We start from the raw sequence: 20,240 nt of genomic DNA on the forward strand, positions 1-20,240 counted from the left end.
CCCAGCAGGTAATATCACCGGCCCCCCCACTTCCTGCGATCCAAGGACCCGCGCCATCATGCCCTTATCCACCTGGTTGACGTTCTTCCTGGCCTCCTGGGCCATTTCGTTCTCACCCGGAGCGGGCGCGATCTCGGCGATGTCCTCGGGATTGAAGTACGGTTTTGCACGCGGCTACTGGAACACGGCCGGCCTCATCATGGGCATCCTGTTCCAGTTCGTCGTCGTGGCCGTGGGATTGGGTGCGGTGCTGGCCACGTCCGAAATGGCCTTCAATGTGGTCAAGTACCTGGGCGTGGCCTACCTGATCTACCTGGGCATTCGCCAGATCCGCACCGATGCCGCGCCCGTCGCGGTCGACGCGGGCGACCCCAAGCAGGCGTCGATCCGCGAACTCGTCATGCGCGGGTTCCTGATCAACACCATGAATCCCAAGGGCACGGTGTTCCTGCTGGCCGTGGTGCCGCAGTTCGTCGACCCGGCGCTCGCGCTGACGCCGCAGTATGCGGCGCTGGCCGGCACGCTGGCCTTCACCGACCTGGTCGCCATGGGCGTGTACACGCTGCTGGCGGCGCGCGTGCTGCGCATGCTGCGCGACGCCAAGCACATCCGCTGGATGAACCGCACCTTCGGGTCGCTGTTCATCCTGGCTGGCGTATTCCTGGCGTCGTTCCGCCGCCATTCCTGAATATTCATGCGCGGGGCACGCGTCGGCGACGGCGCGTGCCCCGCGCTTTTCATGCAAGCAGCCGGACCGCGCCGGCCTAACAAGCGGCGTTAAGTACAATCCTCCGACCATGAATATCCCTCAAGAAGTTGCGCGGCGCCGAACGTTCGCGATCATTTCCCACCCTGACGCGGGCAAGACCACGCTGACCGAAAAGCTGTTGCTGTTCGCAGGCGCGATCCAGATCGCCGGCAGCGTCAAGGCGCGCAAAGCGTCCCGCCACGCCTCGTCCGACTGGATGGAAATCGAAAAGCAACGCGGCATTTCCGTGGCGTCCTCGGTGATGCAGATGGAATACCGCGACTGCGTCATCAACCTGCTCGACACCCCGGGCCACCAGGACTTCTCCGAAGACACCTACCGGGTGCTGACGGCGGTGGATGCCGCGCTGATGGTGATCGACGCCGCCAACGGCGTTGAACCGCAGACGATCCGCCTGCTGCAGGTCTGCCGCGCGCGCAACACGCCCATCATCACGTTCATCAACAAGATGGACCGCGAGGTGCGCGAGCCGCTGGAACTGCTGTCTGAAATCGAAGGCCACCTGGGCATGGACGCCGTGCCGTTCTCGTGGCCGGTCGGCATGGGCAAGGCGTTCGGCGGCGTGTTCGACATCCGCCGCGACCGCATGCGCGTCTTCCGCCCGGGCCAGGAACGCCGTTCCGACAATGATGACGTCATCGAAGGCCTGACCAACCCCGAAATCGCCCGCCGTTACGGCTCGGCATTCGAGCAGGCCAGTGGCGAGATCGAACTGATCAACGAAGCCGCCCCCGCGTTCGACCGCGAGCAGTTCCTGGCCGGCAAGCAGACCCCGGTGTTCTTCGGGTCGGCCATCAACAACTTCGGCGTGCAGGAAGTGCTGGACGCGCTGGTCGACCATGCGCCGCCCCCGGGCCCGCGCATGGCGCTGCAACGCGAAGTGCTGCCCGAAGAGCCCAAGTTCACCGGCGTGGTGTTCAAGGTGCAGGCCAACATGGATCCGGCGCACCGCGACCGCGTGGCCTTCGTGCGCGTCAGCTCGGGCCGCTTCGAACGCGGCATGCGCCTGAAGGTCGCCCGCACCAACAAGGAAATGCGCCCCAACAACGTGGTGTCTTTCCTGTCGCAGCGGCGCGAGCTGCTGGACGAGGCCTATGCCGGCGACGTGATCGGTATCCCCAACCACGGCGTGCTGCAACTGGGCGACGTGCTGACCGAAGGCGAAACCCTCCAGTTCACGGGCCTGCCGTTCTTCGCCCCCGAGCTCTTCCAGGCGGTCGAAGTCAAGGATCCGCTGCGCACCAAGCAACTGCGCACCGGCCTGACCCAACTGGGTGAAGAGGGCGCCATTCAGGTGTTCCGTCCCGAGGCGGCCGGCGGCTCGCTGCTGCTGGGCGCGATCGGCCAACTGCAGTTCGAAGTGGTCGCCCACCGCCTCAAGACGGAGTACGGCGCAGACGCCCGGATGCTGCCTTCCCGCTACACAATGGCACGTTGGATTACGTCTGAAAACCCGAAAGCGCTGCGCAAGTTCATGGATGCCAATGCGGCCCATATCGCCTATGATGTGGTCGATGCGGCGGCGTTTTTGATCAGTTCCCCTGCGCAGTTGCGCGTGGCCGAGGACCTGTATCCCGAAGTGAAATTCCATGCAATGCGCGAGCACGGCGGCAAGGTTTTCGGGGACAAGGCGTAAACCCGTTCGGGTTCCGCACGGCAGATGAGGGTAGCAATGTCTTGGCGTTTATTATTCGCAACGCTCCTGATCGCGCTTGGCGCGTCGGCCTGGGGCGGGATTCAATTGGGTGACTGGCTGGTGGCGCACGCGCCCCCCGCTGCACCGGCTCCTGGGCAGGACGCGGCGGCTTCGCAGCAACCTGTCCTGGACGCCAACGGGCGGCCTTATGTGGCTCAGCCCCCGCAGCCCCGCATCGACGGCACCCTGGGCGTGCCGGACAAGCCCGCAGACCGTGAATGGCAGGTCAATACGGTGTCGCTGTTCGACACCGTCAGCGATCCCGCCGTGAAGCTCTCGCGCGAACGCATCACGCCGGAGCAGGCCCGCGAAATCGCGGCCGCCTCCGAAGTGCCGCTGCCCTCGGGCACGTCCGACGTCAGCACGCTGGACTTGCAGGTGCCCGGCACCTCCACCGCCATCAACGGCGGCCAGGCGCAGGCCCAGGCCGGCGGCTACGGCACCCCGCAAATGGTGCAGGCGCCTCCGCCCCCGCCCAATACGGCGCTCAGCCCCGGCGCGCCCGGCTGGCAAGACGCCCTCAAGCGCGAACTGGCGCAATGCGCCTCACAAGGCTTCTTCGACCGCCCCTCGTGTTCCTGGGCCGCGCGCAACAAGTACTGTGCGCCGAACCGCGCCTGGGGCACGATGGCCGAATGCCCGGCCCGTCCACAGTAAAAGAAAGAGCCCCCACGCTGCGCGCGCTATGCGCGCTTGCTGCCCCCCGAGGGGGCGCTTTTGCCTTGGGACGGCCCGGCGGCAAAAGAAGGCCCCCACGCTGCGCACGCGATGCGCGCTTGCTGCCCCCCGAGGGGGCGCTTTTGCCTTGAGACGGCCCGGCGGCAAAAGGATGCCCCCACGCTGCGCAAGCGATGCGGCCGAAAAAAATGGCGCCCCGAGGGGCGCCATTGCTTTGGCCGGAAGGTTTATTCGGGCACGGACATCTGGCTTTGCAGGTAGTTCTGGATGCCGACCTTGTCGATCAGGTCGATCTGGGTTTCCAGATAGTCGATGTGCTCTTCGGTGTCGTCCAGGATGTCCTGGAACAGATCGCGCGAGACGTAGTCGCGCACCGATTCGCAATAGGCAATCGCTTCCACGACGGTGGCATGCGCTGCTTGCTCAAGCTTCAGGTCACAGGCCAGCAGCTCGGGCACGTCTTCACCGATCAGCAGCTTGTGCAGGTCTTGCAGGTTGGGCAGGCCATCCAGCATGAAGATGCGCGCGATCAGGCGATCCGCGTGCTTCATTTCACCGATGGATTCTTCGTACTCGTGCTTGCCCAGCTTGTCGAAGCCCCAATGATTCAGCATGCGGGCATGCAGGAAATATTGGTTGATGGCCGTCAGTTCGTTGGTCAGTTGCTTGTTCAAGAACTGGATGACGGTTTTGTCGCCTTTCATAATGGACTCCTTGCAGTCAGGCGCGACGCAAATGCATCGCGACAAAGGAGCGCACGATGCCGCGCGTACGCAACCCCGGCAGACTACCATCAGCCGCAGGGCCGCGCCTAGCCTTGCGCTGCATTTGGTAAACCGCTTTAGAACCGCTACAAGAAAGCGACAAGCCAATGAGAATGAGTATGCGTACTTGATGCCTTGCAGGCACAAGACAGGCGTTATGCGGCCTGCACGCAAGCGATGGCGAGGAATCCATCGCGGTATCGCGGCGCTACCTGCGCAAGCAGGCCTAACCCGTAAGGGAAAAGCGGCCTGGAATTGCGCAAGGCCGCGTCGTTGCATATCGGCAACCCGAAACGCGATTGTGGCCGCGCACGGATCAAGCGGCTTTGCGCGTGGTCAACCAGATGCCGAAGGCGATCGGCACGATGCCCAGCAGGTCCAGCCAGGACACGGGTTCGCGCAGCACCAGCCAGCCGAACAGCAGGCCCAACGGCGGCATCAGGAAATGCAGTGCGCTGGCCGAGGTGGCGCTGGCGCGGCCCAGGATCATGAACCACAGGTAGTAGCCGCCCATCGACACCGCCACGATCATGTAGGCCATGCTCCACACCAGACTGGCGGTCAGACGCGCATCCCCTAGACTCTCGTGCATCAACGCGAACGGCAGCAGGGCGACGGCGCCGGCCAGCGATTGGATGCCCGTCGACGTCCACAGCCCGGCAGAGGGCTTCAGACGCTTGTAGAGCAGGGTGCCCGCTACCAGCGCCACCAGGCCACCCGTCACCAGCAAGGTGCCGTGCATGTCTTCCTGCATGCCGCTTAACCGCGACCTCAGCACCAGGGCCACCCCCGCCAGCCCGAGGCATAGTCCGGCAAGCTTGCGCCAGGACAGGCTCTCACCCAGCACCGGTCCGGCCAGCACGCCGATCAGCAAGGGATTGGTGCTGATCAGCACGGCGGTGAACGCGGACGACACGGTGGTCATGCCGGTCCAGCTCAGCCCCAGGTACAGCGCGTTGTTCAAGACGCCCAGCAGGATCAGCGACACCACATCGCGGCCGCTGGGCAGTTTTCCCTGCCGGCCCGCGGCGGCGATCCCCAGCATCAGCGCCCCGGCAATCAGAAAGCGGATCGTCAGCAGAGTCAGCGGCGGGCAGTCCCGCACCGCGATCTTGGCGGCCGCGAAGGCGGAACTCCACAGAAAGCAGAACGCGGCGATCGGCACCCAACTGATCCCCGGCGCGCCATGGGCGGTCGGGGTGGCGGAAACGGCAGGCGGGGAAGCCTTCATCGGGGTTCCATGAGAGCAGGGCGCCACGCATGCCGCGTGGAGCAGGCATTCTGCGCGTCCCGCCCGTCAGGCGCAACCCGTCAACCGGCGCGAAGCCGGCCAGCAGAATCAGGAAAACGGGGGATATTGCGAAAGAAAACGACGCGGCCCGCTGCGTGACGGCAGCGAGCCGGGAAAGACGGCCGATGCTTAGCCTGCGGCGACCAGCGGAATGGGGAAGCTGCTGTGGTTCGCAGCCGCGCCCGATTCAACCAGCGTAGCGGGCGCATTGACCGGAACGGCGATGGAACGGACGTCGCATACGCTGGAGCAGCGGCCGCCTGGCAGGTACTCGGCGGCGGTTGCCGCGCAGCAGCCGCAGCACGTGGCCACGCCCAGCTCGAATTGCAGGTCGGACAGCGTCGTCGCGCCCCCGTCCACGCTGGCGCGGACTTGGCGTTCGGTGATGGCATTACATACGCAAATGTACATGCGAATGATTATCGAAAATTATTCAACCGATGACAAGCCCCTTGCCACAATAAATTTGCAACGGACCGTTGACGCGCAACCCGTTGAAACAAAGGACGAATTCTTAAAGATTCGTCCCTTATTTCAGCGCGCCGACGCCTGCGCCTTGCGCAGGGTGGCCGGGGCGATTCGCAGCGCTTCGCGGTACTTTGCCACCGTCCGGCGGGCGATCACTATCCCCTGATCGGCCAGTTTTTGCATGATCTGGCTGTCGGACAAGGGTTTGGCGCGGTTCTCGTCCGCGACCATCTGGCGGATGAAGGTCTGCACTGCCGTGGCGGAGGTGGCGTCGCCGCCGTCGGTGGACACCCCCGCGCCGAAGAAGCGCTTGAGCTCCAGCGTGCCAAACGGAGTGAGCATGTACTTCTGCGTTGTGGCCCGTGAAATGGTCGATTCGTGCAGGCCGAGTTCGCCGGCGATGTCCTTAAGGATGAGGGGCCGCATGGCTGATGGGCCCTGACTGAAGAAGGCGGTCTGGCGTTCCACGATGGCCTGGGCCACCCGCAGGATGGTGTCGAAGCGCTGCTCGACGTTGCGGATCATCCATTTGGCCTGCTGCAACTGGGATTGCAGGCCCGCGTGGGCGGATTCCTTCTGGTTGCCCAGCATCTGGGCGTACAGCCCGTTGATCTGCAGCCGCGGCACCGCGGCGCTGTTGAGCGTGACCTGCCACCCGCGGCGGGTCTTGCGCACGATGACGTCCGGCACCGCGTAGTCGGCCGCTGGCACCGTCCAGGCGCGCCCAGGACGGGGTTCCAGACGCAGGATAAGGGAGTGGGCCGCCCGGAACGTGGCTTCGTCGCAGCCCACGGCCGCACAGAGGCGGGCGGCATTGCCGGTAGCCAGCAAGGGCAGGTGCTGGGCGCAGATCTGCCGGGCGCAGGCCAGGACAGCGGGGTCGGCCGCTTCAGGCAGGCGAGTCAGGTCGGGGTTGCGCAGCTGCAACAGCAGGCATTCGGCCATGTCGCGTCCGCCGATGCCGACCGGGTCGAACGATTGCAACAAGGACAGCGCGGCGCGCAATTCGTCGATGTCCGGTTCCGTGTCGGCGGGCAGCCAGCCCAGGATCTCTTCCAGCGGCGATCCCAGGTAGCCGTTCTCGTCCAGCTCGTCGATCAGCAGTGCCGCCAGCACAACATCGCGCGGCGCGGCGCGCGTCAGCATCAACTGCCCCAGCAGGTGTTCGCGCAGGGTGTCCGGACGCGCCGTTTCAGGGGGGCCGAAATCCTCGTCCGAATAGACCCCGCCCGAACCCGGCATTTCATCCACCGGCGTCTCGCGTTCCGCGGCGGGCTCGTCGTCCTGCACGGAAGATTCACGTTCGGATTCGGCTTGCGCCTCGGCCGCGGGCGTGTCGTCTTCGCGTTCCAGCAGGGGATTGTCCGCAAGCACTTGCGAGATCTCGGCCTCAAGGTCGAGCGTAGACAACTGCAACAATCGTATCGATTGTTGTAGCTGAGGGGTCAGCGTCAGATGCTGGCCAGGTCGCAGTTCTAAAATTGGGCGGGTCATAGGTACAATATTTTGCATGATGAATCTGACTTCGCCCGCAAGCGTTCGCCAGGACAGCCGACTTATCGGCCAGACCCTGCTCAAATTGGCGCTTCCCCGACTCGTTGTGCGCGCGATAGTCATCGCCGTTGCCGTGATCCTCTGGTATCTGGTCGCCTCCTGGATACTCGATTTCGGCAGACGCATGAACTACGACTTCCTGCATTCCCTGGGTCAGCCCACCATGGACATGGTTCAGAAGGTGAACCCGTACATCTGGTGGGTCGTGGCCGGCATCTGGACGCTGATCGTCTTCTTCTCGGTTAAAGCCTGGTTCTCCGCCAGCCTGGCCTCGGGCGCGGCCACGCCGGTCGGTACCGACGTGCTGGCCGATCTGGCGCCGAACCTGTCCGAAGAGTCGCTGGGCGTGCTGCGCTGGACCTGGGGCGACCGCCAAGAGCCCTTCACAGTCGGCGATTTGCGCCGCTCACTGTCTGAAATCCGCCACAACCGCATCGGCAAGATCGCCATGGTGGCCGAACAGGCGCAAATTCTGGAAGGCAGCGCCGCCCGCCCGGGCCGCGATCCCCGTGACGACGGCCGCCGTGACGACGGCCGCCGGGAACCCGCCCGCGTTGAAGTGCGCGGCGAAACCCGCGGCGACCGCTACGTCGAACCGCGCATCGGCCCGGCGCGCTAAGCGCCAGGCCCTTCTCCTGATTCCAGGCCGCCGACAGGCGGCCTGTTTGTTTCAGTCCCCTGCCAGCAGGCCCGTCCTATACTGGCCGCTCCAGGCTCGCGCAACCGCGGGCCGCGCACACAAGTCAAACTCGATCGGCAGCCGAGACCTGCCGGATGCGCAGCCAGCCTCCTGGAGTTGTACCCATGTTCCGCACCCCCGTCCGGTATGCCGCCGGCCTGTTGGTGGCCTGTTCGGCCGCGTTTGCCGCCTCCCCGGCACTGGCCGATTGGCCCGACAAACCCATCACCTTCGTCGCCCCGTTCAGCGCGGGCGGCGCCAATGACCTGGTCGCCCGGATCATCGCGAAAGCAGTCGGCACTACCCTGAACCAGACCGTCATCGTCGAAAACCGCCCCGGCGCGGGCGGCGTCGTGGGCGCGGCCCACGTGGCGCGCAGCCCGACGGACGGCTACACCTATCTGGTCGGCAGCAACGGCACCGTCACCAACAGCCTGATCCGCTCGGACCAACCCTACAAGGACGACGCGCTGACCCCGGTGGCGCTGCTTTCCATCACGCCGTCCGTCATCGTGGCCAACCCGTCCAATCCCGCCAAGGACTTGAAGGACTTCGTCGAGCGCGCCAAGAAGGCCAAAACCGACCGCATCACGTTCTCGACCGCCGGCAACGGCAGCACGCCGCATTTCGTGGCGGAAATGGTGAAGGAAGCAACGGGCCTGCCGGTCGAGCCGATCGCCTACAAAAGCGGTTCGGAAGGCGTGACCGCCGTAATCGGCAACCAGGTCGACGCCACCTCCGAAGCCAGCATCGTGACGCTGCCGCTGATCCAGAGCGGCAAGCTGAAGGCGCTGGCCACGACGTGGGACAAGCGCATGGCCAGCGCGCCGGACATCCCCACCACGGCCGAAGCGGGCTTTCCCGCCATTCGCATCGGCCACTGGGCAGGCCTGTTCGCCCCCACGGGCACCCCCGCCGATGTGCTGGACAAGATGAATGCGGCAGTCGAGAAATCCCTGCAATCGAAGGAGGTGCAGGACGCGTTGCGCCAGAGCAGCATCGAGCCCGGCGGCGGCTCGCGCGCCAGCTTCGTGGATTTCGCCGCAAGCGAGCGCGAACGCCTCGGTAAAGTCGTGAAAAACGGCCACATGCAAACGCAATAAGCGCCGCGTGCAAACCACGGCGGGGCGTTCCGCCCCCCGTTTTTTTCGGACTATTCTGTTTGCACTCCAGCGGAAAGTATGTTTGACTAGCAACCTATGGCCGCACACCGCACCTCCCTCGCGATTGCCACCGGACGCTCCGCCGCTCCGGTTGCCGGCCTGCGCGCTCGCTCCTCCTCGTTTGCCGCGCTATCGCTATACCTACCGATCGGTTGCCGGGCCTAGTGTCCCCGTGGTAGCTCGGCAGCCACGCTTGCCACACGCGATTTCCCCCTTTTATTTGTGAATCCTGCCGGTCAATCACGGCAACCCCTGGCACAAGACCGTCATCCGGTCATAAATGCCGCCGAGAGTAGTGCTCCCGGGATTCAAAAGAAACCGATCGAGGTGTAGTCATGATGCTTGCCAACCCCGCTACCAAATACGTCCCCTTCGCCCCCTTTACCCGCGACTTCTCCGAACGCACCTGGCCGAGCCGCCGCATCACCAAGGCGCCGATCTGGATGAGCACGGACTTGCGCGATGGCAACCAGGCCCTGATCGAGCCGATGAGCGTCGAGCGCAAGCTCCGCTTCTTCGAACAGCTCGTGAAGATCGGCTTCAAGGAAATTGAAGTGGGCTTCCCATCCGCCTCGCAGACCGACTTCGACTTCGTCCGCAAGCTCATCGACGAAAAGCGCATTCCGGACGACGTGACCATCATCGTGCTGACCCAGTCGCGCGAAGACCTGATCAGCCGCACCGTGGAAGCCGCGGCAGGCGCCAAGCAAGCCATCGTCCACATGTACAACGCGTGTGCGCCGGCCTTCCGCAAGGTCGTGTTCAACATGTCCAAGGAAGAGATCAAGGGCATCGCCACGACTGGCACGCGCCTGATCAAGCAATACACCTCGCAGCGCCCCGAAACCAAGTGGAGCTACGAGTACTCGCCCGAAGTGTTCAGCACGACCGAACCCGAATTCGCGCTTGAAGTCTCGGATGCCGTGGCCGATGTATGGCAGCCCACGCCCGACCACAAGATGGTGCTGAACCTGCCCGCCACGATCGAGGCCACCAGCCCCAACCTGTACGCCGACCAGATCGAGTGGATGCACAAGAACCTGGCGCGCCGCGACAGCATCGTGCTTAGCGTGCACCCGCACAACGACCGCGGCACCGCCGTGGCCGCCGCCGAATTCGCCGTGATGGCCGGTGCCGACCGCATTGAAGGCTGCCTGTTCGGCAGCGGCGAGCGCACCGGCAACGTCGACCTGGTCACGCTTGCCTTGAACCTCTACACGCAGGGCGTGCATCCGGGCCTGGACTTCTCCGACATCGACGAAGTGCGCCGCTGCGCCGAATACTGCAACCAGTTGCCGGTGCACCCGCGCCACCCGTATGCCGGCGACTTGGTCTTCACCGCGTTCTCGGGTTCGCACCAGGACGCCATCAAGAAGGGCTTCGCGCTGCAAGAGGCCGACGCCGTCTGGGAAGTGCCGTATCTCCCGATCGACCCCGCCGACCTTGGCCGCAGCTACGACGCGGTGATCCGCGTGAACAGCCAGTCGGGCAAGGGCGGCGTGTCGTACCTGCTTGAACAGGAGCACGGCCTCGTCTTGCCGCGCCGCTTGCAGATCGAATTCAGCCGCGCCATCCAGCGCGTGACGGACGAGACCGGCCGCGAAGTCACCGCCGACGACGTCCACACGATCTTCAACCGCGAATACCTTGAGCAGAAGGCCCCGTGGAAGCTGATCCGCCACCGCATCGACGGCAATCCGTCGGCCGGCGAAGGCCAGCACTTCAGCATCGAAGCCGAACTCGAATACAACGGCGAACGCCGCATCGTGACGGGCAAGGGCGACGGCGCCATCTCGGCCTTCGTGGCCGCGCTGGACGTACCGGTTCGCATCATGGACTACCACGAGCACGCCATCGGCACCGGCACCGACACGCGCGCCGCATCCTACGTGGAACTGCGCGTGGGCGAATCCAGCACGGGCTTCGGCGTGGGCATCGATCGCGACATCGTGACCGCGTCGTTCCAGGCCGTGCTGAGCGCCGTTAACCGCCACATCAACTCGGGCGCCGTGACGGCGACCGAACAGGAAGCCGCCGAGGCCGCGTGATCCGCATTCCGGCATAACCATAAGCGCCCGCCGCAAGCCCGAAACATGGGCTTGCGCGCCCCGGAAGATACACCTCTCTTCTGAGCGGCCCGGCCAAAAACAAAGCCCGCCTTACCTGGCGGGCTTTCTGCTTTCTGTGACGGGCGGTCAGCTGCGGGAGGCTAGCTGCGGACGTTCAGCCGCGCGGCCACATGTCGGAGGCGCCGATATCCGGCGTATTGGCAGCCAGCAGGCGCTCGTGGATCCACGCAGCGACCGCCAGGGTACGGTGGTCATCGTAGCGTTGCCCGACCACCTGCAGCCCCACGGGCAGGCCCTGGGGCCCCGTCGCGAACGGCAGGTTCAAGCAAGGCAGGCCGAACAAGGTCCAGGCGCGCGAGAACTGCGGGTCGCCTGTGCCCAGGTCGGCGAACGGCGCTTCGCCGGCCGCGCTGGGGGCCAGCACCACATCGAAATCCTGGAACCAGCTATTCACGCGTGCGCGCGATTCCTCGGCGCGGGCCAGGTTCTTGATGTGTTCCTCGGCCGTGATCTGCGAACCGGCTTCCAGCACCGCCTGGATCTTCGGGCTGAGCTGGCTGGCGTGCTCCAGGCGCTCGTAGGCGAGCGACTGCGAGGCCTCGAACGCCATGATGTCCGCGTGCAACTGCACCAGCATGCAGTCCTGCGAAGGCAGGGGCACCTCTTGCACCACGGCGCCGGCGCGCGACAGCGTGGCTGCGGCCTGCGCGAAGGCTTCCTTGGTTTCCGGCTGCGCATGGCGCCATTGCAGCGTGCGGCACATGCCGACGCGCGGCTTGCCTTCGTAGGCCAGGTCCAACATGCGGGGATCGCGCATCATGACCGAGGCGAAAAGCGCCACATCCGGCACCGAGCGCGCAAAACCGCCGACGGTGTCCAGGGATTCGGCCAGGCTTTTCACGCCTGCGCGCGGCACGGCGCCGAACGTGGGCTTGAAGCCCACGATGCCGCAGTACGAGGCGGGACGGATGATGGAACCCGCCGTCTGAGAACCCAGCGCGAAGGGCACCATGTCGTCGGCCACGGCCGCCGCCGATCCGCTGGACGAGCCGCCCGGCGTGTAGGCTTCATTGCGCGGGTTGCGGGTAGGGCCAGCCTGATAGGTGGCGAATTCGGTGGTGACGGTCTTGCCGACCACGACGGCGCCCGCGCCGCGGCACAGCGCGACGGAAGCGGCGTCCAGGCCGGGGCGATGCCGTTCGTAGATGGGCGAGCCGTAGCGCGTGGGCAGGTCGACGGTGTCGAACAGGTCTTTGACGCCGATGGGCAGGCCGTGCAACAGGCCGCGCAGCGCGCCGCCGTCCAGGACGGCCGCATGATCCAGGGCCGCCTGCTTCTGCAGCGCCGTCCAGGCATGGATGGTGTTTTCGCGTTGCTCGATGCGGGCGAAGCAGGCCCGCACCAGTTGCACCGCGGTTAATTCGCGCCGTTGCAGCTTGCGCGCGGCTTCAAGCGCGCCAAGTCTGTTTAAGGCAGTAGACATGATCCTTTCCTCTTTACCGGTGTCGCGCATTACGCGCGGCAGCTGAACTCCGCACCCGGTCCCCTTGACCGAGGGTCTGTCCTTGCCGGACGCGTGGCGCTTTCGCCACCGCGTTCCAACGGACCGATCCCAACCATTGTGCGCGTCGCGTCAATTGGGAAAAACACCGAAAACACCGTGTTTTCCCGGGTAAACCGACCACGCCGCGCCATGGCTTTCTGTTGTTGCGTCACCACCAGCATAGCGCAAACCCGTGCAATACAAAGGTCATATTTGTCTTGTAAGATGAAATCGTTTTCAGTAAACCGACAGCAATAAACATATGGCTACGCGCCCGTCGCCCCGCTTTTCAATCATTGAAGTGGCCCGCAAGGCCGGGGTGTCTCCGGCGACGGTTTCGCGCGCGTTCAACCAGCCGGACATCGTGCATCCGGACACGCTGGCGCACATCCGCAACGTGGCCAAGCGCGCCGGCTTCCGGCCCAACCGCGTGGGCCGCAGCCTGCGTTCGGGCAGCACCCGCACCATCGGGCTGATCCTGCCGACGCTGTCGAACCCCGTGTTCGCCGAATGCTTTGAAGGCGCGGAACGCCGCGCGCGCGAGTCCGGCTACAGCGTCATGCTGACCGCCACCGGCTACGACCCCGCCGTCGAATCCGCGGCAGTGCAGGGGCTGATGGACCATCAGGTCGACGGGCTGATCCTGACCGTGGCGGACGTGAACAAGAGCGCCACGCTGGACGACCTGGACAGCGCCGGCATGCCGTACGTGCTGGTCTACAACGAATCGAATACGCATCCCTTCGCCTCGGTCGACAATCGTGCCGCCGCCAGCGACATGGTCGCGCACCTGGCTGCACTGGGCCATCGCCGCATCGCGCTGGTGACAGGCCCGCTGACCGCGTCGGACCGCGCGCGCCGACGCCTGGCCGGTGCGCGCGCGTGCGCCAAGCGGCTGGGTCTGGATGCGGTGCAGCATATCGCCATGAGTTCCCACACCGGCAGCGACGCGGACGCGCTGAAGGCTGCGCTGCGCGGCAAGCAGGCGCCCACTGCGCTGTTCTGCTCGAACGACCTGCTGGCCACGGCCGTCATCGCCGACCTGGTGGCGCTAGGCCTGTCCGTTCCCACCGACATCTCGGTATGCGGCTTTGACGGCATGCGCTTTGGCGCCTTGCTGACCCCGCCGCTGACGACCGTGGCCCAGCCCAGCGACGGTATCGGCCAGACGGCCTGCTCGAACCTGCTGGCGCAGATCCACGGCCAGCCGCCCCAATCGAACCGGCTGCCGCATTGCATCGTGGTCGGCGGCACCGCGGCGTCCGTGCGCCGCTGATCCTCTCTTATTTCGATACCTGATCCGCATCATGCTCATCGCACAAATCACCGACCTGCACATGCGCACCCCGGGCGACAAGGCCTACGGCATCATCGATCCCGCCGCCTTCCTGGGCCCGGCCGTGCGCGCGCTGAACGCCCTGGATCCGCGGCCCGATTGCGTGCTGATCACGGGCGACCTGACCGACCTGGGCCGCCCGCACGAATACCAGGTGCTGCGCGACCACCTGCAAGCGCTGGAGATCCCGTATTTCCTCTTGCCCGGCAACCATGACGACCGCGCACAACTGCGTGCCGCCTTTCCCGATCACGCGTATCTGCAAGGCAAAAGCCCGTTCATCCAGTACGCCGTCGAGACCTATCCGCTGCGCTTGCTGGCGTTGGACACGGTCGTCCCGATGAAGAGCCACGGCGAACTGTGCCAGGACCGACTGGACTGGCTGGCCGCGCGCCTGGCCGAACAACCCGACCGCCCGACGTTGGTGTTGATGCACCATCCGCCGTTCCTGACCGGCATCGAACACATGGATGCCATCGGCCTGTTGGCCGGCGCCCCGGAACTGGAACGCATCGTGTCGCGCTTTCCGCATGTGGAACGCGTGCTGTGCGGCCATCTTCATCGCACCATCTTCCAGCGCTTTGGCGGCACGATCGCGTCCACCTGTCCTGGTACCGCGCACCAGCTGGCGCTGGAACTGGGGCCGCGCCCGACCCTGCAATACATCATGGAACCGCCGGGCTACCAGCTGCATTGGTGGCAAGGCAAGAATCTGGTCACGCACCACGCCGTCATCGGGGACTACCCCGGCCCGTATCCGTTTGCCTGAATCGTTTTCCTGACCCGTAGGCCGGGGCCTGACCGCCCCGGGCATTGCCACGAATCCGTCATGTTTGCGCTGCACAATGAAAAGGTTTTCATAACAGGCAACAATGCGGATCTAACTATTAGATCGTCGAGACAGCATGTCATCCATCGTTCTGGATAACCTCACCAAACAGTATGGCGGCGCCGCCGCGATCCACGGCGTGAGCTTCACCGTGCCGGCAGGCAGCTTCACGGTATTGCTGGGCCCGTCGGGTTGCGGCAAGTCGACCACGCTGCGCATGATCGCCGGGCTGGACACGCCGACCTCGGGCACGATCCGCATCGGCGACCGCGACGTGACCGACCTGCCGCCCGCCAAGCGCCGCATCTCGATGGTGTTCCAGTCGTATGCGCTGTTTCCGCATCTGTCGGTGCGCGAGAACATCCTGTTCGGGCTGCGGGTGCGCAAGGAGCCGGCGCGCGACTTCGACCGCCGCCTGCAACGCGTGGCCGGCCTGCTGGGCCTGGGCCATCTGCTGGACCGCAAGCCCTCGCAATTGTCGGGCGGGCAGCAACAGCGCGTGGCGCTGGGACGCGCGGTGATTTCTGAAGCGCCGGTGTGCCTGATGGACGAGCCGCTGTCCAACCTGGATGCGCAGCTGCGCCACGAAATGCGCCGCGAGATCCGCGCACTGCAGCAAGACCTGGGCATCACGATGGTGTATGTCACGCACGACCAGACCGAAGCCATGAGCATGGCCGACCAGGTGGTGCTGTTGCGCGGCGGCCAGATCGAACAGCACGACACGCCTGACGGCCTGTACGCACGGCCTGCCAGCGAATTCGCGGCCCGCTTCATCGGCACGCCCCCCATGAATCTCATCGGCGTGACGACGCTGCAAGGCGCCACCGTCATCGCCGGCACGCAGGGCCCCGCCATCGCGGGCGCGCCGGCAGGCGCCGTGAAGCTGGGCGTGCGCCCCGAACATATCCGCATCGATGACAGCGGCATTGCCGCCACCGTGGAAAGCGTCGAGTACTTCGGCGCGGACTCCATCGTGGTCTGCCGCGTCGGCGACACGAGCGGCGTGGCCGTGCGGGTCGGCGGCCATCTGCGCGCCCGCGCGGGCGAGGCCTTGCGCTTGTCCTGGCAGGACGGGCAACAGCATTTCTTTGCCGCCGACTCGGCGGTCATCAACACCGTCGGGCGCTAAGGAGAATGGCCCCCACGCCGCGCCTTCGGCTTGCTGCCCCCCAAGGGGGCTGGCCCGCCTTGGGACGGCCCGGCGTGCGGGCCGGCCCCCACGCCGCGCTCGGTTCTCTCACTTGCTACCCCCCAAGGAACGCTTTTTACCTTGGGACGGCCCGGCGGTAAAAAATGCCCATTCCACAGAAAAGGAAACCACCATGCGACGCATCGTACTGAAGACCCTGGCCGCCAGCCTTGCCGCCGCCTGCCTGTCCCTGCCTGCGCAGGCGCAGAACAAGCCCGTCGAGGTCGAGTTCTATTATCCGGTCGCCGTGGGCGGCCCGATCACCAAGATCGTCGACGACATGGTGGCGGATTTTCAGAAGGAAAATCCCGACATCAAGATCAAGCCGATCTATGCGGGTTCGTACCAGGACTCCATCGCCAAGGCGCTGACGGCGCTCAAGGGCGGCACGCCGCCGCAGCTGGCCGTGCTGCTGTCCACCGACATGTTCACGCTGATTGACGAAGACGCCATCGTCCCGATCGATTCCCTGGCGAAAACCGACGCCGACAAGAAGTGGCTGGGCGGCTTCTATGACGCCTTCATGCAGAACAGCCGCACGGGCGGCCACACCTGGGGCGTACCGTTCCAGCGTTCGACCATCGTCATGTACTACAACAAGGATCTGTTCAAGGCCGCCGGCCTGGATCCCGAACGTGCGCCGGCCACCTGGGCCGAACTGGTCGACTACGGCAAGAAGCTGACCAAGCAGGACGCCTCCGGCAACACCACGCAGTGGGGCATCGAGATCCCGTCGGGCGGCGCATTCGCGTACTGGCTGTTCCAGGCCCTGACCACGCCCAACGGCGCGATCCTGATGAACGAAGCCGGCAACGAGGTCTACCTGGACAAGCCGGCGGTGGTCGAAGCCGCCCAGTTCTGGCGCGACCTGTCGGCCAAGCACAAGATCATGCCGACCGGCACGATCGACTGGGGCACCACGCCGAAGGACTTCCTGGAAAAGAAGGCGGCGATGGTGTGGACCACCACCGGCAACCTGACCAACATCCGCAAGAACGCCGACTTCCCGTTCGGCGTGGCCATGATGCCGCAGCAAAAGCGCGGCGGCAGCCCGACGGGCGGCGGCAACTTCTACATCTTCAAGAGCGGCACGCCGGCGCAGCAGCAAGCCGCGCTGAAGTTCGCGCAATGGGTCACGACGCCGGAACGCGCGGCCGACTGGAGCATCGCCACGGGCTATGTCGCAGTCACGCCGGCCGCCTGGCAAACCGAGAAGATGAAGAAGTACGCGCAGGAGGTGCCGGCCGCAGCGGTGGCGCGCGACCAGCTGGAAGTCAGCGTGGCGGAATTCTCCACGCATGAGAACCAGCGCGTCACCAAGACCCTGAACGACGCGCTGCAAGCGGCGTTGACGGGTTCGAAGACGCCGCAGCAGGCCCTGACCGATGCGCAACGCGAGGCCGACCGCATCCTGCGTTCTTACAAGTAGCCCCCAGGCCAAGCACGATGAGCCGTTCTTTAAACGCCCTGTATGGCTGGCTGCTATTGCTGCCAGCCATCGTGCTGCTCGCCGCGTTCACGCATTACCCGGCGCTGGCGACGCTTTGGCACAGCTTCTTCTCCACGCCCAAGGGCGCGCGTCCTGCGCGTTTCGTGGGCCTGGAGAACTATGCCGTCATGCGTGACGATCCGGTGTTCTGGCAATCGCTGTGGAACAACCTGTGGTTTGCGCTGGGCACGATCCCCACGTCGATCGGCATCGCGCTGATCATGGCGCTGTGGGTGAACCGCAACCTGCGCGGCCGGGGCTTTTTGCGCATGGCGTACTTCACGCCGACCGTGCTGCCGATGGTGGCCGTGGCCAACATCTGGCTGTTCTTCTACACGCCGCAATACGGCCTGATCGCGCAGGTGATGGGGTGGTTCGGCTCTCCCGGCCCCAACTGGCTGGGCAACCGTGACACGGCGCTGCCCGCGCTGATGCTGGTGACGGTGTGGAAGGAGGCGGGGTTCTTCATGATCTTCTACCTGGCCGCCTTGCAGACCGTGTCGCCGTCGCTGCGCGAAGCCGCCATGCTGGAAGGGGCGTCGCGCTGGCAGTATTTCCGCCGCATCCTGTGGCCGCTGCTGATGCCCACCACGCTGTTCGTGCTGATCAACGCCTTGATCAACGCGTTCCGGCTGGTGGACCACGTGGTCGTCATGACGCGCGGCGGGCCGGACAACGCCAGCACCTTGCTGCTGTATTACATCTACCAGGTGGGTTTCAGTTTCTGGGACACGGCTTACGCCGCCACGCTGACCGTCGTGTTGCTGGTGGTGCTGGCGCTGACGGCGCTGGTCAAGTTCCGCTGGCTGGACCGCAGGACGCACTATCAATGAAAGACAAGCTCGATACCCTGGGCGCGTGGGCGCTGGGCCTCTTGTGGATCCTGCCGCTGGCTTACGCCATGTGGGCGGCGTTCCACCCGCCGGCCTACGCCACCCGCTTCGAACTGTTCGCGCCGCTGACGCTGGATAACTTCGCGCGGGCCTGGCAGGCTGCGCCGTTTCCGCGCTACTTCCTGAACACCTTCCTGCTGGTGACGATGGTGCTGGCCGCGCAGCTGGTGCTGTCGACACTGGCCGGCTACGCGTTCGCGCGCTTCGAGTTCCGCGGCCGCGACTTCGTCTTCATGCTGGTGCTGCTGCAGCTGATGATCATGCCGGACGTGCTGCTGGTGGAGAACTACCGGTCGATGAGCCAGCTGGGCATTCGCGACACGGTGTTCGCGATCGGCCTGCCGTACTTCGCGTCGGCCTTCGGCATCTTCCTGCTGCGCCAGACCTTCAAGACGGTGCCACGAGAGCTGGAGGAAGCCGCGCGCATGGAAGGCGCCAACGCCATGCAGATTCTGTGGAAGGTCTACGTGCCGCTGGCCAAGCCGATCTATGTGGCGTATGGCCTGGTGTCCGTCAGCCACCACTGGAATAACTTCCTGTGGCCGCTGATCATCACCAATTCGGTGGAGTCCCGGCCCTTGACGGTGGGCCTGCAGGTGTTCTCGTCGACCGACCAGGGCATCGACTGGTCCGTCATCACGGCCGCCACACTGATGTCGGCCGCGCCGCTCCTGATCGCCTTCCTGCTGTTCCAGCGCCAGTTCGTGCAATCGTTCATGCGGGCCGGGATCCGGTAGGGCGCTGATGGTGCACTGCCATGAAAAAGGCCCCGCTACGGCGGGGCCTTTGCATGCTGCGCCGCGCGGGCGGCCGGGTCAGTAGCCGACCGTCAGCCCGGGCAGATCTACCGTGATGCGTGGGCGTTCCAGCGCCAGCGCCAGGTTCTCGGCGAATTCGCGGGCTTCTTTCTCGTCGGTGGACAGGGTGTCGTAGCCCAAGGCATCCGCCACGCCCAGCACCTTGTCCAGCAGCAGCACTTTGCCGCTGGGACGCAGGGGTTCGCAGCCCAGGGTTTCCCAGGCGCCGTCGAACCAGTCGCGTGCCTGGGCCTGGCGTTGGGGGGACGTTTCCACGGTGGCGGTCAGGTCCAGCGAACGCCGGGTGTCGAAAACTATCGTGATGTCGCTGCGCATGGGAAATTCCTTGAATGGGCGTCAGGCCAGAAGGGTAGGCAAAAAACGCCGGCCAGATTGTCTGCCCGGCGACATTGCCTACCAGCCGCGCGAGGCTTCCCAGGTGACCTCGACGCCAGCCTCCTTCGATTGCCGCATCATGTCCAGCAACGGGTACGCGCGTTCCTTCAGGCCAACCACACGCGCCATCGGCGAACGGGGGGCTTTGTCCTCGTCTTCTTCCTCTTCGGGGTGCTGGGCGTTGGCGATCGCGTTTTCGATGCCGCTGATGGCCGGCCCCAGCTGGTCCACGGTGAACACGCCACGTTCCGGAATCTTGTCGCCGATGGACTTTCCTGCCGCCTGCAAAATGCCTGCCGCGTGGTCGGACAGCATCAGGACCTCGGCCACGACCTTGGAGTGAAAGGTAATCAGCATATTGCGGTCTCCTTCATTGAATACGTTACATACACTACCGCAACGCCCACGGGATGCCAACTGGGACCATGGCGGCCTCCCGCCGGCCCGCGCCCCCGGCCGACGGCGGCCGCAGCTAGGAGTTTGATTTTATTGACAGTTCCGCCGCGGCGATGAACGCTTGCCGGACGCTTTCGGGCCCCCTGGCCGCCGGTTCGGCCGCCAAATCAACTATCATTCAGGGGATTCCCGTGACCTTGCCGGGCCGGACGCCGTCCGCCAGATCCCCGCCTTGGCC

At 65.3% G+C, this 20,240-nt stretch carries 19 protein-coding genes; 12 read left to right on the top strand and 7 right to left on the bottom strand.

Translation table 11 applies throughout. The features are described 5' to 3' along the window. Positions 1-58: 58 nt before the first annotated feature. The 3 genes from AC3WMU_RS26620 (at position 59) to AC3WMU_RS26630 (ending at position 3,122) form a co-directional block, all read left to right on the top strand. On the top strand, positions 59-688 hold the full coding sequence (locus AC3WMU_RS26620) for a LysE family translocator (protein WP_006224496.1): 630 nt from the start codon (positions 59-61) through the stop codon (positions 686-688). Between the two features lie 109 nt (positions 689-797). Further along, positions 798-2,405 (top strand): peptide chain release factor 3, encoded by a 1,608-nt coding sequence (locus AC3WMU_RS26625; RefSeq protein WP_088589779.1) that lies wholly within the window; start codon positions 798-800, stop codon positions 2,403-2,405. A 24-nt stretch (positions 2,406-2,429) separates the two neighbouring features. After that, positions 2,430-3,122, top strand: a complete 693-nt coding sequence (locus AC3WMU_RS26630) for a hypothetical protein (protein ID WP_280027215.1) — start codon at positions 2,430-2,432, stop codon at positions 3,120-3,122. A 248-nt stretch (positions 3,123-3,370) separates the two neighbouring features. On the opposite strand, the gene bfr is transcribed toward AC3WMU_RS26630, so the two are convergent. The 4 genes from bfr to rpoN all read right to left on the bottom strand — a co-directional run bounded on the left by bfr (position 3,371) and on the right by rpoN (position 7,160). Continuing rightward, complete coding sequence (bfr, locus tag AC3WMU_RS26635) at positions 3,371-3,847, bottom strand: bacterioferritin (protein WP_006216785.1); 477 nt, start codon at positions 3,845-3,847, stop codon at positions 3,371-3,373. Positions 3,848-4,223: 376 nt separating this feature from the next. Continuing rightward, complete coding sequence (locus AC3WMU_RS26640) at positions 4,224-5,138, bottom strand: DMT family transporter (RefSeq protein WP_006224493.1); 915 nt, start codon at positions 5,136-5,138, stop codon at positions 4,224-4,226. Positions 5,139-5,327: 189 nt separating this feature from the next. After that, entirely contained in the window at positions 5,328-5,609 is a 282-nt protein-coding gene (locus AC3WMU_RS26645; RefSeq protein WP_006224492.1) for a (2Fe-2S)-binding protein, read from the bottom strand. Positions 5,610-5,732: 123 nt separating this feature from the next. Then, entirely contained in the window at positions 5,733-7,160 is a 1,428-nt protein-coding gene (rpoN, locus tag AC3WMU_RS26650; RefSeq protein ID WP_492283192.1) for an RNA polymerase factor sigma-54, read from the bottom strand. Positions 7,161-7,176: 16 nt separating this feature from the next. Here rpoN and AC3WMU_RS26655 point away from each other — a divergent pair, with 16 nt between their 5' ends. From AC3WMU_RS26655 to leuA, 3 genes are all read left to right on the top strand, one after another. Beyond that, complete coding sequence (locus tag AC3WMU_RS26655; protein WP_488705749.1) at positions 7,177-7,839, top strand: hypothetical protein; 663 nt, start codon at positions 7,177-7,179, stop codon at positions 7,837-7,839. Between the two features lie 185 nt (positions 7,840-8,024). Further along, positions 8,025-9,002: a tripartite tricarboxylate transporter substrate binding protein gene (locus AC3WMU_RS26660; protein ID WP_492283193.1), complete on the top strand. Its 978-nt coding sequence runs from the start codon at positions 8,025-8,027 to the stop codon at positions 9,000-9,002. Positions 9,003-9,397: 395 nt separating this feature from the next. Further along, positions 9,398-11,110: a 2-isopropylmalate synthase gene (gene leuA / locus AC3WMU_RS26665; RefSeq protein WP_492283194.1), complete on the top strand. Its 1,713-nt coding sequence runs from the start codon at positions 9,398-9,400 to the stop codon at positions 11,108-11,110. 175 nt (positions 11,111-11,285) lie between these two features. Here the strand turns inward: leuA and AC3WMU_RS26670 are convergent, their stop codons facing one another. Continuing rightward, entirely contained in the window at positions 11,286-12,614 is a 1,329-nt protein-coding gene (locus AC3WMU_RS26670; protein ID WP_006224486.1) for an amidase, read from the bottom strand. Positions 12,615-12,936: 322 nt separating this feature from the next. Here AC3WMU_RS26670 and AC3WMU_RS26675 point away from each other — a divergent pair, with 322 nt between their 5' ends. The 6 genes from AC3WMU_RS26675 to AC3WMU_RS26700 all read left to right on the top strand — a co-directional run bounded on the left by AC3WMU_RS26675 (position 12,937) and on the right by AC3WMU_RS26700 (position 19,150). Next, positions 12,937-13,950, top strand: coding sequence for a substrate-binding domain-containing protein (locus AC3WMU_RS26675; RefSeq protein WP_088589786.1), 1,014 nt, complete (start codon positions 12,937-12,939; stop codon positions 13,948-13,950). 31 nt (positions 13,951-13,981) lie between these two features. After that, positions 13,982-14,779 carry a phosphodiesterase gene (locus tag AC3WMU_RS26680; RefSeq protein ID WP_280027209.1) on the top strand — a complete coding sequence of 266 codons (798 nt, stop codon included), beginning with the start codon at positions 13,982-13,984 and terminating at the stop codon, positions 14,777-14,779. A 136-nt stretch (positions 14,780-14,915) separates the two neighbouring features. Further along, positions 14,916-15,971 carry an ABC transporter ATP-binding protein gene (locus tag AC3WMU_RS26685; RefSeq protein WP_006224483.1) on the top strand — a complete coding sequence of 352 codons (1,056 nt, stop codon included), beginning with the start codon at positions 14,916-14,918 and terminating at the stop codon, positions 15,969-15,971. Positions 15,972-16,164: 193 nt separating this feature from the next. After that, positions 16,165-17,460 (top strand): ABC transporter substrate-binding protein, encoded by a 1,296-nt coding sequence (locus AC3WMU_RS26690; protein WP_006224482.1) that lies wholly within the window; start codon positions 16,165-16,167, stop codon positions 17,458-17,460. A 17-nt stretch (positions 17,461-17,477) separates the two neighbouring features. Further along, positions 17,478-18,353, top strand: coding sequence for a carbohydrate ABC transporter permease (locus AC3WMU_RS26695; RefSeq protein ID WP_006224481.1), 876 nt, complete (start codon positions 17,478-17,480; stop codon positions 18,351-18,353). Then, positions 18,350-19,150 (top strand): carbohydrate ABC transporter permease, encoded by an 801-nt coding sequence (locus tag AC3WMU_RS26700; protein WP_006224480.1) that lies wholly within the window; start codon positions 18,350-18,352, stop codon positions 19,148-19,150. Before AC3WMU_RS26695 ends, AC3WMU_RS26700 begins: the two co-directional genes overlap by 4 nt. Positions 19,151-19,228: 78 nt before the next feature. On the opposite strand, the gene AC3WMU_RS26705 is transcribed toward AC3WMU_RS26700, so the two are convergent. Both AC3WMU_RS26705 and AC3WMU_RS26710 read right to left on the bottom strand, forming a co-directional pair. Next, positions 19,229-19,546 (bottom strand): hypothetical protein, encoded by a 318-nt coding sequence (locus AC3WMU_RS26705; RefSeq protein ID WP_006224479.1) that lies wholly within the window; start codon positions 19,544-19,546, stop codon positions 19,229-19,231. Between the two features lie 78 nt (positions 19,547-19,624). After that, a complete protein-coding gene (locus AC3WMU_RS26710) occupies positions 19,625-19,963 on the bottom strand; it encodes a DUF1840 domain-containing protein (protein ID WP_006224478.1) in 339 nt (112 codons plus the stop codon). Positions 19,964-20,240: the final 277 nt, after the last annotated feature.

This window comes from Achromobacter sp. FW305-C-13 (assembly GCF_058783475.1).

What these genes read in the sequence shown, in the direction of transcription:
- AC3WMU_RS26620 (WP_006224496.1), top strand. Translation starts at nt 59, where the DNA reads ATGCCCTTATCCACCTGGTTGACGTTCTTCCTGGCCTCCTGGGCCATT.
- AC3WMU_RS26625 (WP_088589779.1), top strand. Translation starts at nt 798, where the DNA reads ATGAATATCCCTCAAGAAGTTGCGCGGCGCCGAACGTTCGCGATCATT.
- AC3WMU_RS26630 (WP_280027215.1), top strand. Translation starts at nt 2,430, where the DNA reads ATGAGGGTAGCAATGTCTTGGCGTTTATTATTCGCAACGCTCCTGATC.
- bfr (WP_006216785.1), bottom strand. Translation starts at nt 3,847, where the DNA reads ATGAAAGGCGACAAAACCGTCATCCAGTTCTTGAACAAGCAACTGACC.
- AC3WMU_RS26640 (WP_006224493.1), bottom strand. Translation starts at nt 5,138, where the DNA reads ATGAAGGCTTCCCCGCCTGCCGTTTCCGCCACCCCGACCGCCCATGGC.
- AC3WMU_RS26645 (WP_006224492.1), bottom strand. Translation starts at nt 5,609, where the DNA reads ATGTACATTTGCGTATGTAATGCCATCACCGAACGCCAAGTCCGCGCC.
- rpoN (WP_492283192.1), bottom strand. Translation starts at nt 7,160, where the DNA reads ATGACCCGCCCAATTTTAGAACTGCGACCTGGCCAGCATCTGACGCTG.
- AC3WMU_RS26655 (WP_488705749.1), top strand. Translation starts at nt 7,177, where the DNA reads ATGATGAATCTGACTTCGCCCGCAAGCGTTCGCCAGGACAGCCGACTT.
- AC3WMU_RS26660 (WP_492283193.1), top strand. Translation starts at nt 8,025, where the DNA reads ATGTTCCGCACCCCCGTCCGGTATGCCGCCGGCCTGTTGGTGGCCTGT.
- leuA (WP_492283194.1), top strand. Translation starts at nt 9,398, where the DNA reads ATGATGCTTGCCAACCCCGCTACCAAATACGTCCCCTTCGCCCCCTTT.
- AC3WMU_RS26670 (WP_006224486.1), bottom strand. Translation starts at nt 12,614, where the DNA reads ATGTCTACTGCCTTAAACAGACTTGGCGCGCTTGAAGCCGCGCGCAAG.
- AC3WMU_RS26675 (WP_088589786.1), top strand. Translation starts at nt 12,937, where the DNA reads ATGGCTACGCGCCCGTCGCCCCGCTTTTCAATCATTGAAGTGGCCCGC.
- AC3WMU_RS26680 (WP_280027209.1), top strand. Translation starts at nt 13,982, where the DNA reads ATGCTCATCGCACAAATCACCGACCTGCACATGCGCACCCCGGGCGAC.
- AC3WMU_RS26685 (WP_006224483.1), top strand. Translation starts at nt 14,916, where the DNA reads ATGTCATCCATCGTTCTGGATAACCTCACCAAACAGTATGGCGGCGCC.
- AC3WMU_RS26690 (WP_006224482.1), top strand. Translation starts at nt 16,165, where the DNA reads ATGCGACGCATCGTACTGAAGACCCTGGCCGCCAGCCTTGCCGCCGCC.
- AC3WMU_RS26695 (WP_006224481.1), top strand. Translation starts at nt 17,478, where the DNA reads ATGAGCCGTTCTTTAAACGCCCTGTATGGCTGGCTGCTATTGCTGCCA.
- AC3WMU_RS26700 (WP_006224480.1), top strand. Translation starts at nt 18,350, where the DNA reads ATGAAAGACAAGCTCGATACCCTGGGCGCGTGGGCGCTGGGCCTCTTG.
- AC3WMU_RS26705 (WP_006224479.1), bottom strand. Translation starts at nt 19,546, where the DNA reads ATGCGCAGCGACATCACGATAGTTTTCGACACCCGGCGTTCGCTGGAC.
- AC3WMU_RS26710 (WP_006224478.1), bottom strand. Translation starts at nt 19,963, where the DNA reads ATGCTGATTACCTTTCACTCCAAGGTCGTGGCCGAGGTCCTGATGCTG.